Genomic DNA, 13,200 nt, shown 5'->3' on the forward strand with positions numbered 1-13,200 from the left:
CCAGGAATTCTATAGATTGTCAAGTTGGTTATCTTTTCCATCGGCGCTGATGGTCCAAAAGAAGCCTACAAAAAAGAATTGATCCGCGGCGGGCAGCAGTTCCCTTCGTGCAAAGTTTCCGCTTGCATCCGGAGTATTGGCATATTGATAGCCATTCACATTTTTAAAGGCGAAAGCATTGTTTATTGAAAAATATAGAATCTTTTGTTGGGATAGTAAATAGGCCCAATTCAAGCTTACATTGTTATAAGTTCCGGTTTTTTCTTGCAGAAAACCTGGCCGGTTCAGATCGGTATAAAACCTTCCACTTCCAAATTGATAGCTGAAACCAATTTGACTTTTCCAATCATTGATCCAATATTTTCCCACCACCGAAAGATTGTGCGTGTTAGCAAAACCGGGCATTGCCGCAATGGGATAATTTTTGTATTTGCGCTCGGTGTCCAAAAAGGAATAACTTACCCAATAATCCACGTTTTTTATGCTTTCATTGTCACGCCAAAAAACATCCAAACCTTGGGCATACCCATCACCGCCATTGGTGAAAACGCTATTGACGCTAGGTGTTTCCTCGGTAAAGGTTACCAAGTTGCTATATGATTTCCTATAGATTTCCGCACGAAAAATCCGGTTGTTTGCGGCGTATTGATAATTCATTATATAGTGCTGCGAACGCTCCGCGACCAAATTATTAGTGAATTTTAGAACGCCATTTTCCGGTTGTTGGAAGAAATCGCCATATGCCAAGGACACTTGGCTGCTTTTGCCAGTTTTATATGCAAATGAAATTCGCGGCGAAACTGTAACCTCATCAAACAGCTGACTATATTCCGCGCGAAGACCTAATTTTAGGGCGACTTTGCGCGTAAAAATAATATCTCCTTCAGAAAATAATGCCGAAATATTATTATTGAAACCAATTTTTGCGGTAAAATTTTGTTCATCATAAAATTCATTAAAGTCAGTTATAAATTGTTCGGCACCAAAATCCAGTTTAAAACGATTGCTGAAACGCTTTTTTAGCTTCAGTTTTAAATGAGCCGACTTTTCCAAATCCTTAATATTCGCTTCCGCTATTCCAACTTTCGTATTTCCGTAGGTATAACTTCCACCTCCGAAAATGGACCATCCGTGGTTTAATTTTTGACTGTAACTTGCATTCGTATAAAAATTTTGGTTGTTCAATTTAAGCGCAACCCCTTCCGGAACATTAATATCTTCCTGCGTTAGCGCAAAGTTGGTTGAATCAAAGGCACCATAAATTTTAAGAAGGCCATCCCCAATTTTCTGACGGAAAACCGCTTCCCCGGAAGCAATTTCAAAAGGTCTTTTCCAATTATTTCTATCGGGAAGTATGGCTATGTATGGCGCCAAATTTATATATGAAACATTTAAACTTAAAGAACTCCCCTTATTCCACGCGGCTTTTGGCTCGCTTGGACTCCATTTTTGGGTATGGCCGAGGCCCACACCAACGCTCATTATTGAAACATCGGTTTTTTGCTGATCGGGTTCATCAATGGTATTCAAAAGCAATACAGAGGAAAGGGCCTGCCCATATTCGGCTGAATATCCACCAGTGGAAAAGGTAATCCCGTCAAAAAGAAAGGGACTATACCTTCCGCGAGTCGGAATATTTTCGGTGGTGGGGCTATAAGGCGTAAAAACACGAATGCCATCAATAAAAATTTGGGTTTCATTGGCATCACCTCCGCGCACGAACAGGCGTCCATCCTCGGCCACTGTGGTAGTGCCGGGAAGGGTTTGGAGTGCCCCCACAAAATCGCCCAAGGCATTTGCGGTGGTTACGATATCCAAAGGTTTTAAAACCGAAATCTTACTATTGTCTCCCGCCGAGAAGGAACCGGCAGCAATGGTTACAGTTTCCAGTGAATTAACATCTTCCCGCAGGGTAATTTGTAAATTTTTCATTTCGGAAACAGAGGTCGTTATTTTATAAGCCTCAAAAGAAACATAGGAAACAGTGAGGGTTTGAGTGCCCGTTTCATTGGTTTCAAAGGAAAACATGCCACTTTCGGTTGTTGAGGATCCGTCGTAAGACCCTTCAATATAAGCATTTGCACCGGGAATTGGAACGTTTCTTTCATCGGTCACTGTTCCCGAAATAATGGTTTGTGCAAAAAACAAATGGGGCAAGAAAATGAATAAAAATAAAATGATTGAATTTTTCATGATTTGGTTGGTATTAATTTTACGTCAAAGATGAAATGTTGCCGTACCAATTCGGAAAAAAACAAACCCAACTGTAAAAACGGGTTCCCCAAATGTAATTTTTCGAGAATCTTGGGGAGTCGGTCAAATGATTTCTGAAAAAAGGAAAAATTGTATCTTCGAAGAGAAACAAGTGGAATGACGGCTTCTGAAAAAATTGCTCGTTCAATAGCAGAACAAAACAAGTGAAAGGAAAAAATGCAGCAGCTGCGCGCCATTTTTCGAAAAACAAAATTGAAGGCAGAGCTGATATTGGGAAAACCTACTTACAATTTCATATCAGATCTTAGAAACCATATGGCGCTAGGATGAATATGTCGAATATATTGCCGAATCAAAACGGGAAGCTACCAAAAAAACCGATTGCTAAAATGCAGTGAGTTGACACAAAACGGCAAAGTTTTATATGATAAATACAAAAACATTTAAAGAAAAGAATAGTTGAACATCAAAAATTACAAATTATGAAGACCGACACTTACACAAAAACAATCCTTACTATTATCGCAATATGTTTAACGATAAATTTGATAAAGGGTTTTGATATATTTCCCTCCGCATATGCTTCGAACAAAACCGAAATAAAGCCAATGGCTGAAGTTATTGACGTGCGTTTGGTGGATATAAATACGTATGACGAACTGAACGTAAATCTGAAAAGCGTGGACACCTATGACGAAGTGAAAGTAAATTTAAAAAGAATTGAAACCACAGACGAACTGGATGTGAATTTGGATGAAATAGGTGGTGGCTGGGTTTCCAACGGCGGCCCGATTCCTGTGAAGGTTCAATGATTGAAGGTTAAAAGTTTCCAACTGTAGGCAATATAATTTTATAAATAACCTAATAGCCAATAACCCTTAACCTCTTTTAAACGGTCGAATTATCAAACGAGCGGCCCGATCATAATTGATGTAACTATACGTCCAGTTAAAAAAGGTAATAACCCTGTTACGGAAACCCACTAAAAACCAGAGGTGCACAAACATCCATAAAAACCACGCGATGGCTCCGCCAAAGTGTAATTTGCCAATATCTACCACGGCTTTATTTCTACCCACAGTGGCCATGGTGCCCTTATCAAAATAGTTAAATGGCTTCATTTTTTCACCTTTGAAGATTCTCTTAAAATTTTCACCTAAATGTTTTCCCTGTTGAATTGCGGGTTGGGCCACCTGTGGATGCCCTTTTGGGTACTCTTCTGAAGTCATCAAGGCAATATCTCCCAATGCAAAAATATTCGAGAATCCATTAATTTGGTTAAATGCATCAACTTTATAACGGTTTGCTCGTTCAACCAAAGCTTCACCGTCTATTCCATTAATTAAAGCTCCCGTAACCCCCGCAGCCCAAATAAAGGTAGCAGTTTCAAACCTTTTGCCATCCTTTGTGGTAACCGTTTTTCCATCATAACCGCTAATGAATGTTTCCAAATGGATTTTCACCCCAAGTTTTTCTAGAAATTCCTGTGCTTTTTTCGAGGCTTGTTTGCTCATTGGGGGCAATACCCGGTCCAATCCTTCAATTAAGTGTACGTTCATTTCATCTTCATCCAATTCGGGATAGTCGTTCTCCAAAATTCCCTTTCGGAATTCCGCAAGTGCTCCGGCAAGCTCCACCCCAGTAGGACCTGCGCCCGCTACCACGAAATTTAGGAGTTGCTTTCGTTCAATGGCGTTGGTTGTGATGTCCGCCTTTTCGATATTTTGCAACATCAAACTTCTTATATCTAATGCTTGTGGCACCGTTTTCATTGGCATACTGTTTTCTGCTATACTTTCATTTCCGAAGAAATTGGTACGGGTGCCCGTCGCAATTACTAAATAATCATACCGAAGCGTGCCTATTGCGGTGAAAATGGTATTACTTTCGGTATCTATTTTTAAAACCTCAGCCATTCTAAAATGGAAATCGTGGTTTTTTCTGAAAATCTTCCGAAGCGGATATGCTATGGAATCCGGTTCAAGTCCTGCGGTGGAAACTTGATACAGCAGGGGTTGAAAAGTATGATAGTTGTGCCTATCAAAAAGCACGATCTGCACTTTTGCCTTTTCAAGTTTTTTTATGAAAGAAATGCCAGCAAAGCCGCCGCCTATCACCACAATACGGGGGAACTTGGTTTCGGGAATATTCATCGTTTTATTTATTGCTTAAAATTAAACAATGTTAAAGTAGTTCACTTAATTTTTAGGACTTTTGTAACAAAGCAAAACGGCGATATACTAATCCAAAAGCCAACAAACTACCATTGAACAAAGAACTTGAACATAGTTTTGTAACCCAACTGGAGGAAAACCAAAACATTGTACATAAAATCTGTAGGTTATATACCAACGACAGTGACGCGCATAACGATCTGTTTCAGGAAATAACCATTCAACTGTGGCGGGCGTTTCCGAAATTTAGAGGCGAGGCAAAATTTAGCACTTGGATGTATCGAGTAGCGCTGAATACGGCCATAACGCTTTATAGAAAATCCAAACGCAGTATACAAACGCAGGATTTTGAAGCAATCAGTTTTAAGATTTCCGCTGATCCTTATGATGATACCACGGAACAGCAATTAAAACTAATGTACAGTGCCGTTAAAAATCTAAACGATATTGACAAAGCCTTGGTTTTTCTTTATTTAGAGGACAAAAATTATAAGGAAATTTCGGAAACCCTCGGTATAACCGAAGTAAACGCAAGAGTGAAAATGAACCGGATAAAGGAAAAATTACGAACCATTTTAAATCCGTAACCCACTATGGATGAATTAGAAATATTAAAAAAACAATGGCAAAACCAAGAACAGGTGCTTCCGCATTTGTCCTATAACGATATATATAAAATGTTGTTGAAAAAATCCTCCTCCATAGTGAAGTGGATTTTCTTCATCAGTATTGCAGAACTACTTTTCTGGACCTTGCTTTCATTTTTCGTTCCGGAATCGAGCACTAAATTTAGTGATGACATTGGGCTACACAACATTCTTGTGGCCGTAAACATATTGAACTACGTGGTTTTTGGATGCTTTATTTTTCTTTTTTATAGAAATTATCGAAAAATTTCCATCACCGATTCCATAAAACATTTAATGCAAAACATTTTAAGCACCCGCAAAACGGTGAAATATTTTGTTATCTATAATGTTACAATGTCTGCACTTTTAATAATTGGCATTAATATATATTATTACCTAAATCAAGACATTGTGTTTCATTTTATGACGGAGGATTACGGCATCACCCACATTACGCAGGAGCGGTTTATGAAAATGTTTTTTGCCATCCAAATTCTTTTTGGAATAGTAATGCTAGGTTTTGTCCTGCTTTTCTATAGAATTGTTTACGGAATACTACTTAGAAGGTTGCATAAAAATTACAAAGAGTTGAAAAAAATTGAAATTTAGACGCAAGAGCCTGCACTAAAAAAAAAAGTAATTACTTAGATCCTTTTTTAGTACCGCCATTCCCGCTCTTTGTTCAATTCCTCCTCACTCTGTATTTCTGAGGATGGAATAACTTTTAGGAAAGATGGATGCTGTTCTATGGCATATTCCAACTTTTCGACTATTTGGTCCATAGTTTCATTTTCATAGTCGATCTCCAAAGGCTGTTTAATTTCCATGGACTGGAGGATGCCACGCTTTTTAATTCGGATTCCTTTTTTATCGAAGGACCTTCGGAATCCGTCAATCACTATGGGAACTACCACGGGTTTATTCTTTTTAATGATGTGCGCCGTTCCGCGTCTAATTGGCTTCCAAGGTTTGGTTGTACCTTGCGGAAAGGTTATTACCCACCCATCATCAAGTGCTTTGGTTATATTGCTGACATCGCTCATTTTCACTTGTTTGTTCACCTCTTTTCCTTTTTCGCGCCAGGTTCGCTCTATACTAATGGAACCGGCATAGGCAAGAATTTTGGGCAATAATCCAGCTTTCATTGTTTCCTTTGCCGCAACAAAATAAATGTTCAGTTTTGGTCTCCACAAATATCCTACGTTTTTTATACTGTCATCCCGCCCACTCAAACTGGCGTTGAATACATGTAGCATTGCCGCAACATCAGCAAAATATGTTTGGTGATTGCTCACGAAAAGCACGTTCCTTTCCGGAAGATTCTTCAACACCTCGCTTCCATGGATTTTTAGATCGTTGAAACCCTTGAAACGTCTGTGAGTCATAAGTCCCGCAATCCGTATTAACCAGAGTTTTAAGAAAAGTATATGCCCGAAAGGGTTTTTTTTGAACAGACTCATTTTTACATAATCACTATGCAGTGGGCAGGAAGCGGCCTCAATTCCAATTTCAAAAGATGGTGGTTTTATTCCATCACCGGTGCACTCCTATAACTTTCCCACTGGTTATTTCAACCCAACAAATATAATAAATTAAGCTATTACAGCGCCATTTTCAATAATTCTCGCACCTCGTTGAGCATCATAGCTGTAGCGCCCCAAACGATATGACCGTTAAGTTTAAAAGCTGGCACTTCAATAGCCGTAGCGTATGTTGTGGAAAGGGTTTGGCTAACAATGTTCGCATCGTTCATAAAATCCTCCAAGCTCACCTCTATCAACGCTTCCACCTCTTCTTCCTGAGGAACAAACTTTGGCAGCTCTGAAGTTATTCCCAAAAAAGGTTGAACAAAAAAATTGCTCGGCGGAATGTATATTTCAGTCAGCTTCTTTAATACCGAAATAGCCTCGCGCGAAATCCCTACTTCTTCCTCAGTTTCCCGAAGCGCAGCATCTTGAATATTCTTATCCTGTGCTTCAAGTTTGCCCCCGGGAAATCCAACCTGCGCAGAATGCACTCCTTTATAAGTTTTCCTAAGAATAAGAATTAGCCGAGTTTCGTGCCTTTCCGAAGGATAGAAGAGTGACATCACGCCCGCACGCTTTGCAGTGTTCATTTCGCGCGCCTTTCTTTTTAGTTCCGCCAATCGTTCCACCGGCGCCATTTTAAATTGGACGGCCTCTCCCGGAAGTTCCATTTTTGTTACTTTTACAATCCGTTTTTCAAAATCGCGAAAATCCATTAATGATGAAATTGTTTGTTTATTTTATAGGAACGGTCCTATTTTTCGGAAGCTGTGAAGATAAGAAAAAGCCCGCCGAAGTTGAAAATGAAACCGTAATCGAAACCGAAATTGAGACAATTTCTGAAGTAGAGAAAAATGCTGAAACTGAATACCCCGAAATAACCAATGAAAACGTTGTTTCCTTTTTAACCGAATATGGAAAAAATAACACAGAAACATTAATTGTGATTGCTACCCCTTTAGGCGAAATTGAAATTGAACTTTATACAGACACACCGCTGCACCGCGCCAATATGATTTATTTGGTGAAACAAAAGTACTTTGATGATACCTTCATTCATCGTGTAGTGCCCAATTTTATAATTCAGGCCGGCAATAGCGATATTGTTTCAACCCCTAGAAAACGGAATGTTTTAGGCAATAATTATTTACTACCCGCGGAAATAATTCCAGGGCGAATTCACCAGTACGGAACGGTTTCCGGCGCAAAGGAATATCGCGAAAACCCAGATAATAGTTCGGCGCCGTATGAATTTTTCATTTTTCTGGGCCCAAGATCATCAACCTCACATCTGAACGGAAAATATACAATCTTCGGAAAAGTTACCAAGGGCATGGACGTGGTGGAAGAAATTTCAAAAGTGAAAACGGATGATGGCGACTGGCCGTTACAGAATATTTATATTACCGCGAAGGTGATTGAATGAGAAAAATCCTCTTAAAAACTCCAAACTGTTTCATATTTGTTTAAGAATTCAATGAAAAATATTCACCAACTCATAAATTTTCCAATTCATCCTTCCTATAAATACTCGGCAACGAAAGGTTAAAATAAACTGCCAAAAGCCTTACAATAATTACGATTGTGCCAGAAATAACAACTATAAAATCTTCAGTAATTGGTGAGAATTGTAGCAGAAAATATGCCGAAGCACCCAAAATACACGCGGTTGCGTAAATTTCTTTTCTGAAAATAATTGGAATTTCATTACACAGAATATCTCGAAGGACGCCCCCAAAACATGCCGTCATCGTGCCCAGGGCAATACAAATTATTGGATGAAATCCTGCGGCGATGCCTTTCTCCACCCCCACGATTGTGTAGAGCGCAATACCAATAGTATCAAACAAAAATAGCGAGCGACGAATATAACCCAGCCGTTTCCTAAAAGTTACCGCAAAAATAGTAGAACCGAAAATAACATAAACATATGTCAGGTTTCGCATCCAAGCCACATCGGCCCCAATAAGAATGTCTCGCAATGTTCCGCCGCCCACGGCAGCAACAAAGGCAATGATCAAAATGCCGAAGGGGTCCAGCCTTTTATTGAGCGCAGTAAGCACACCAGAAATAGCGAACGCAACGGTTCCGAGAATATCTATTATTAGAATTAGCTTCACATGTGCTGTGTAAAATGGTTATAATCGCGCAATACAGTGTCAATATATTGTTTGTCATATAAATCTGAAGAAGTTTCCAAAACGCTTTCTACTTTCTTCCGAAGTGCATGCAAGGTTTTAAAATCGTTCGATTTTACTGCAATAAGATACGTTTCTTTAATGAGTCGCGCATCCTTGTCTGTCAGTTTGGTTACGTTTAAAAACTTTGGTTGGTAATCATCTGCAATTTCTTCCAAGACAGTATGGCTTATTGTTACTTTACTTTTAGTGCTGATTACTACAGTACCTGCGGCATGGTCTCCCACGCGCTGTCTTTTATCCGAAAAAATAATGGAGAGCAACCCAATTGAACCCAGGAATATCCAAATATCCACCAACCGAAGCATCCATAAAACCAGATAATCACTCCAGCGCGCGGGGCTTCCGTCTATCTTAACCACGCGGGTTTTCATTGCCATTTTGCCAACCGTCCGTCCATTGAAAAGTATGTGCATGTACAGTGAATAAAACATTACTGGCACAAGCAGCAATTGTTGAATTCCAAAAACGGTCCAATGGTCGCTGAAAGCCATGTTCATAGCCTCCGTGGCCAATTCAACAAGATAGAAATAAACGAAAAAGAGGAATACATCAATCAGAAAAGCTAAAATGCGCTCGCCCACACTCACTATTTTATAGTCCAGATTTACGTTTTGTGTGGTGGTGATTTCTAAGTTTGCCATGTAAAAGCAAGTGGTTATATTTATCGAAAATTTTAAAAGATGCGCGAAGCGGCATTCGTCAAGCAAAATAAGGAAAAATGGATTGCATTTGAAAAGGCAATTTCAATTAATTCAAAAATTAGTCCGGACCTGCTCGCCGACCATTACATTCAACTTACGAATGATCTTGCCTATGCCCAAACCTATTATCCCGAAAGCAAAACACTTTTATATTTAAATTCCCTGGCTTCACAGGCGCATCAAAAAATATATAAGAATAAAAAGGAAACCAAAAACAGGATCGTAAGTTTTTGGAAGTATGAATTTCCTTTGTTTTTCGTTCAGCATCAGCGATTACTTTTTTTTTCGTTTTTAATTTTTGCAGTTGCCACCGCCATAGGGGCAATTTCTGCGGTTCATGATGACTCTTTCGTTCGATTAATACTTGGGGATAGATACGTAAATGAAACCTTGAACAATATCGAAAAAGGCGATCCGACCGCCATTTACAAAAGCGGAAGTGAAATAGGAACCTTTTTGGGAATTACAATTAACAACATTCGCGTGGCGTTCTTGGCATATGCTTTTGGTGTGATCACTTCCGTGGGCACGGGTTATATACTGTTCAGCAATGGCGTTATGCTTGGCGCTTTCTTCACCTTTTTTTACAACCGCGATCTTCTTTTTGAAGCCTCAAAAAGTGTGTGGCTTCATGGAACGATTGAAATTTCCGTAATAGTTGTGGCAGGTTGCGCAGGCCTGGTAATGGGAAACAGTCTTCTTTTTCCGAAAACATTTTCACGGAAGGTTTCCTTTTTAAAGGGCGCGAAGGATGGACTTAAAATTGTGGTCAGCACCATTCCATTTTTCATTATTGCCGGATTTATTGAAGGGTTTATTACTCGATATAGCAATATGCCCGTTTGGTTGGCCATGACCATAATTTTTAGTTCCTTGGCGCTTATTATTTTTTACTACGTTATTTATCCAAACATTCTCAATAAAACGCATGCAAAACAAATATATACAACTTAAACAACAACGCGATGTAGGTGAAATGATTACTGCCTATTTCGAGTTTTTGAAACAGAATTTCAAATCATTTTTCAATATTTTTGTCAGTTATAACGGCCTTTTCATTCTTGGATTTTTAGGTGTTAGTTATCTCTTGGTCACCGGTTTTGTAGGAGCATTATCGGCGCCAACGGGGTTTGGCCTTGATAATGATCCTTCCGCATATATTTCATTTTTAATTGCAGGTTCCATAGGATTTATTCTACTTTTTCTAATAACCGCCATTCTCAATTATAGTTTGGCCGCCGTTTACATGATGAAATATGTAGAAAATAAAGGTGAAACTGTTGACAAACGAAAAGTGTGGGAAACGGTAAAACAAAACTTCGGAAATATTGCTCTTTTCATTGTGTTAATGATGGTTTGCTACATTGCGCTGATGGTTGTCGGCTTGGTTTTAGCCTTCATTCCCATTATTGGAACCTTTGCCTATTATTTGCTAATATTGGCCTATACCAGTTGGATGGGCCTATCATTTATGGCAATGATAAATGAAAAAAAAGAAGTAACCGATGCGTTTGGCGAAGGTTTTAAACTGCTAAAAAAATACTTTTGGAAGAGCGTGCTTTCAAACTTGGTTATCGGCCTTTTGTTGGGCATTTTGATGATGGTTGTTTTAATGATTCCGGGAATTTTAATTGCTGTTTATGCCTTCCATTCCTTAGACACGGGGGTGGATTTAGCAAATTCGACAATTTCAAACGTGGTTTGGACACTTGCCCTTGCCCTGGTTTTGATACTTTACACCCTAAACCAATCCATGGCACAATTTGTAAATGGGGTGCTGTACTATTCCCTTCACGAAGAAACCTACAATGAGGCAACCCGTGAACGCATAGATAATATAGGCGCGGGTGAATAGATTTTTTTTCATAATAATTTTTCTTTTGAAAATTTCCGTCGCCGCCTCGCAACCCGATAGCCTGACAGTGAGGGTGGATACCGCCGCGGTTTCACAAAAACATTTTGACGAAAATTTATCCGAAAAATATTCAGGAGGTGATTTTGAATACGACAGGTTGGACGGTGAGGCAGAAAATTTTCTGGGAAAAGCTATTCAATGGTTCTTTAATAAACTGGGCGGAATTTTCGGAATAGAAATTTCCCCTGAAATGTATTACGTTCTAAAAATCCTTGTTTACATTCTATTAATAATTTTCGCAATATATATACTCGTGAAATTATTGGTGGGTGACAGCGCCACATCATTTTTTGGAAAACAGAGCAAATTGGTGGCCCCACTAAATATTAAAGAAGAACATATTGAAAATGTTGACTTAGACGGAGTTATAAAAAACGCCATTAACGAAGAAAATTATCGCTTGGCAATTAGATATATGTATCTTCAATCGCTCAAAATGCTTTCGCTGCACAACATTATCAACTGGCATTTCGAAAAAACCAATAGCGATTATTACCGCGAAATTGAAAGTGACATTCTAAAAAACAACTTCAAAAAAGCATCCTATCTGTATGACAACATTTGGTACGGCGAGTTTGCGCTGGACAAAGCGGGTTTCGAAAACGCAAAACTGGATTTTGAACGTTTAAACCAAAACATAGAAAATGCTGGATAAACGATCAAAAAGAGTGCTATGGATTTTCGGTATTGCGCTGCTGGGGATTGTAATTACTGAATTGGTGCGGCCAAAACCTATTGATTGGAGCGCCAGTTATGTTGCAGCTGATAAAATTCCGTTCGGCACTTTTGTTCTTTTTGAGGAGGCGGCCAACTTATTTAAAAATTCTGAAATCAAAAAAGTTGAAAAGGATCCATATGTATTTTTAACTGATGGCAACTACGCCGAAAATTCTGCCTATATTTTTGTGAACGACGACGTTTATTTTGATGAAAGGCAGACAGATGAAATCCTAAATTATGTGGAAAATGGCAACATCGTCTTCATTTCCTCCAGAACCATTAGCCATATTTTTCGGGATTCGCTGCATATAGATACATCCATAAATTATAATATCCTCGAGGAAGAATTGCAACCAAAATTTTTCTCGCCTTCATTAAAAGAGGATGTTCCCCATTCATTCAAAAAAGAAGTGAATAAAGCCTATTTTGTCGAAATTGACACCTTGAAAACTACAGCTCTAGGCTATTACGAAACTGATAGTGCCGAGAGTGAATTTGACCATTTAAACTTTGTAAAAGTAAATTTTGGAAAGGGTCAGTTTTTGTTTCACACCCTGCCCGAGGCATTTTCAAATTATTATTTATTAAAGGGCAATGCACAATATGCCGCCAATGTGCTTTCATACATTGCGGCGGACAAAATTTATTGGGACGAACACATAAAATCCGGGCGTAAGGTAGTCACTTCGCCCATGCGGTTTGTTTTGGATCAAACTCCCTTAACTTGGGCATACTATATGTTGGTTGCGGGATTGCTGATTTTCGTACTTTTTAAGGCGAAAAGAGAACAACGTATTATTGAGGTAATTGAACCGCTGGAAAATACTTCAGTGGAATTTACGAAAACCATTGGCGATCTTTATTTTCAGCATAAAGATTACAGTAATATTATTGCAAAGAAAATAACCTATTTTTTTGAATCCCTTCGCACGAAATATTATTTGAATACCAATGAAATAACCGAAGATTTCATCCAAAAGGTTGCCCTAAAAAGTGGCAACAGTTTGGAAGACACCAAAAAGCTGATATACTTAATAAATCATTTAAAAGAAAAATCAGTGCACAGCGAAGCCGATTTGCTGCAACTGAACAAGCAAATAGAAGCATTTAGACTATAAAA

The 13,200-nt window shown here is 38.8% G+C and carries 14 protein-coding genes; 8 read left to right on the forward strand and 6 right to left on the reverse strand.

The features are described from left to right. Positions 1 to 9: 9 nt before the first annotated feature. Entirely contained in the window at positions 10 to 2,193 is a 2,184-nt protein-coding gene (locus QRD02_RS06795) for a TonB-dependent receptor (protein ID WP_290254179.1), read from the reverse strand. A 503-nt stretch (positions 2,194 to 2,696) separates the two neighbouring features. Between QRD02_RS06795 and QRD02_RS06800 the strand changes: the two genes are divergently transcribed. Continuing rightward, entirely contained in the window at positions 2,697 to 3,026 is a 330-nt protein-coding gene (locus QRD02_RS06800) for a hypothetical protein (protein ID WP_290254180.1), read from the forward strand. Between the two features lie 66 nt (positions 3,027 to 3,092). Here the strand turns inward: QRD02_RS06800 and QRD02_RS06805 are convergent, their stop codons facing one another. After that, positions 3,093 to 4,367 (reverse strand): NAD(P)/FAD-dependent oxidoreductase, encoded by a 1,275-nt coding sequence (locus tag QRD02_RS06805; RefSeq protein WP_290254181.1) that lies wholly within the window; start codon positions 4,365 to 4,367, stop codon positions 3,093 to 3,095. A gap of 113 nt (positions 4,368 to 4,480) precedes the next feature. On the opposite strand from QRD02_RS06805, the gene QRD02_RS06810 reads away from it, so the two are divergent. Together QRD02_RS06810 and QRD02_RS06815 are read left to right on the forward strand one after the other, a co-directional pair. Then, entirely contained in the window at positions 4,481 to 4,975 is a 495-nt protein-coding gene (locus QRD02_RS06810; protein ID WP_290254182.1) for an RNA polymerase sigma factor, read from the forward strand. Positions 4,976 to 4,981: 6 nt separating this feature from the next. Next, positions 4,982 to 5,626, forward strand: coding sequence for a DUF8845 family protein (locus QRD02_RS06815; RefSeq protein WP_290254183.1), 645 nt, complete (start codon positions 4,982 to 4,984; stop codon positions 5,624 to 5,626). A gap of 47 nt (positions 5,627 to 5,673) precedes the next feature. Here the strand turns inward: QRD02_RS06815 and QRD02_RS06820 are convergent, their stop codons facing one another. Continuing rightward, a complete protein-coding gene (locus QRD02_RS06820; protein ID WP_290254184.1) occupies positions 5,674 to 6,477 on the reverse strand; it encodes a lysophospholipid acyltransferase family protein in 804 nt (267 codons plus the stop codon). A gap of 140 nt (positions 6,478 to 6,617) precedes the next feature. After that, positions 6,618 to 7,259: an NUDIX hydrolase gene (locus QRD02_RS06825; RefSeq protein WP_290254185.1), complete on the reverse strand. Its 642-nt coding sequence runs from the start codon at positions 7,257 to 7,259 to the stop codon at positions 6,618 to 6,620. A gap of 2 nt (positions 7,260 to 7,261) precedes the next feature. Between QRD02_RS06825 and QRD02_RS06830 the strand changes: the two genes are divergently transcribed. Next, entirely contained in the window at positions 7,262 to 7,969 is a 708-nt protein-coding gene (locus QRD02_RS06830; protein WP_290254186.1) for a peptidylprolyl isomerase, read from the forward strand. Between the two features lie 70 nt (positions 7,970 to 8,039). Here the strand turns inward: QRD02_RS06830 and QRD02_RS06835 are convergent, their stop codons facing one another. Then, complete coding sequence (locus tag QRD02_RS06835) at positions 8,040 to 8,663, reverse strand: trimeric intracellular cation channel family protein (RefSeq protein WP_290254187.1); 624 nt, start codon at positions 8,661 to 8,663, stop codon at positions 8,040 to 8,042. Continuing rightward, a complete protein-coding gene (locus QRD02_RS06840) occupies positions 8,660 to 9,385 on the reverse strand; it encodes an RDD family protein (protein ID WP_290254188.1) in 726 nt (241 codons plus the stop codon). Before QRD02_RS06840 ends, QRD02_RS06835 begins: the two co-directional genes overlap by 4 nt. Before the next feature lie 39 nt (positions 9,386 to 9,424). On the opposite strand from QRD02_RS06840, the gene QRD02_RS06845 reads away from it, so the two are divergent. From QRD02_RS06845 to QRD02_RS06860, 4 genes are read left to right on the forward strand one after another with little or no spacing between them, the layout of a single operon-like run. Continuing rightward, positions 9,425 to 10,399 (forward strand): stage II sporulation protein M, encoded by a 975-nt coding sequence (locus tag QRD02_RS06845; protein WP_290254189.1) that lies wholly within the window; start codon positions 9,425 to 9,427, stop codon positions 10,397 to 10,399. Next, positions 10,374 to 11,300, forward strand: a complete 927-nt coding sequence (locus QRD02_RS06850) for a hypothetical protein (RefSeq protein WP_290254190.1) — start codon at positions 10,374 to 10,376, stop codon at positions 11,298 to 11,300. The genes QRD02_RS06845 and QRD02_RS06850 overlap by 26 nt, the downstream gene beginning before the upstream one ends. Positions 11,301 to 11,325: 25 nt before the next feature. Then, on the forward strand, positions 11,326 to 12,015 hold the full coding sequence (locus QRD02_RS06855) for a hypothetical protein (RefSeq protein ID WP_290254191.1): 690 nt from the start codon (positions 11,326 to 11,328) through the stop codon (positions 12,013 to 12,015). After that, positions 12,005 to 13,198 (forward strand): DUF4350 domain-containing protein, encoded by a 1,194-nt coding sequence (locus tag QRD02_RS06860; protein WP_290254192.1) that lies wholly within the window; start codon positions 12,005 to 12,007, stop codon positions 13,196 to 13,198. The genes QRD02_RS06855 and QRD02_RS06860 overlap by 11 nt, the downstream gene beginning before the upstream one ends. The last annotated feature ends 2 nt before the right edge of the window (positions 13,199 to 13,200 follow it).

The sequence above is a fragment of the Aequorivita aurantiaca genome (genome assembly GCF_030410135.1).
GTDB classification, from domain to species: domain Bacteria; phylum Bacteroidota; class Bacteroidia; order Flavobacteriales; family Flavobacteriaceae; genus Aequorivita; species Aequorivita aurantiaca.

Excerpts from the sequence above, each read along its gene's own strand:
- QRD02_RS06820 (WP_290254184.1), bottom strand. The coding sequence starts at position 6,477 with ATGAGTCTGTTCAAAAAAAACCCTTTCGGGCATATACTTTTCTTAAAA.
- QRD02_RS06815 (WP_290254183.1), top strand. The coding sequence starts at position 4,982 with ATGGATGAATTAGAAATATTAAAAAAACAATGGCAAAACCAAGAACAG.
- QRD02_RS06795 (WP_290254179.1), bottom strand. The coding sequence starts at position 2,193 with ATGAAAAATTCAATCATTTTATTTTTATTCATTTTCTTGCCCCATTTG.
- QRD02_RS06830 (WP_290254186.1), top strand. The coding sequence starts at position 7,262 with ATGATGAAATTGTTTGTTTATTTTATAGGAACGGTCCTATTTTTCGGA.
- QRD02_RS06850 (WP_290254190.1), top strand. The coding sequence starts at position 10,374 with ATGCAAAACAAATATATACAACTTAAACAACAACGCGATGTAGGTGAA.
- QRD02_RS06800 (WP_290254180.1), top strand. The coding sequence starts at position 2,697 with ATGAAGACCGACACTTACACAAAAACAATCCTTACTATTATCGCAATA.
- QRD02_RS06845 (WP_290254189.1), top strand. The coding sequence starts at position 9,425 with ATGCGCGAAGCGGCATTCGTCAAGCAAAATAAGGAAAAATGGATTGCA.
- QRD02_RS06860 (WP_290254192.1), top strand. The coding sequence starts at position 12,005 with ATGCTGGATAAACGATCAAAAAGAGTGCTATGGATTTTCGGTATTGCG.
- QRD02_RS06805 (WP_290254181.1), bottom strand. The coding sequence starts at position 4,367 with ATGAATATTCCCGAAACCAAGTTCCCCCGTATTGTGGTGATAGGCGGC.
- QRD02_RS06825 (WP_290254185.1), bottom strand. The coding sequence starts at position 7,259 with ATGGATTTTCGCGATTTTGAAAAACGGATTGTAAAAGTAACAAAAATG.
- QRD02_RS06840 (WP_290254188.1), bottom strand. The coding sequence starts at position 9,385 with ATGGCAAACTTAGAAATCACCACCACACAAAACGTAAATCTGGACTAT.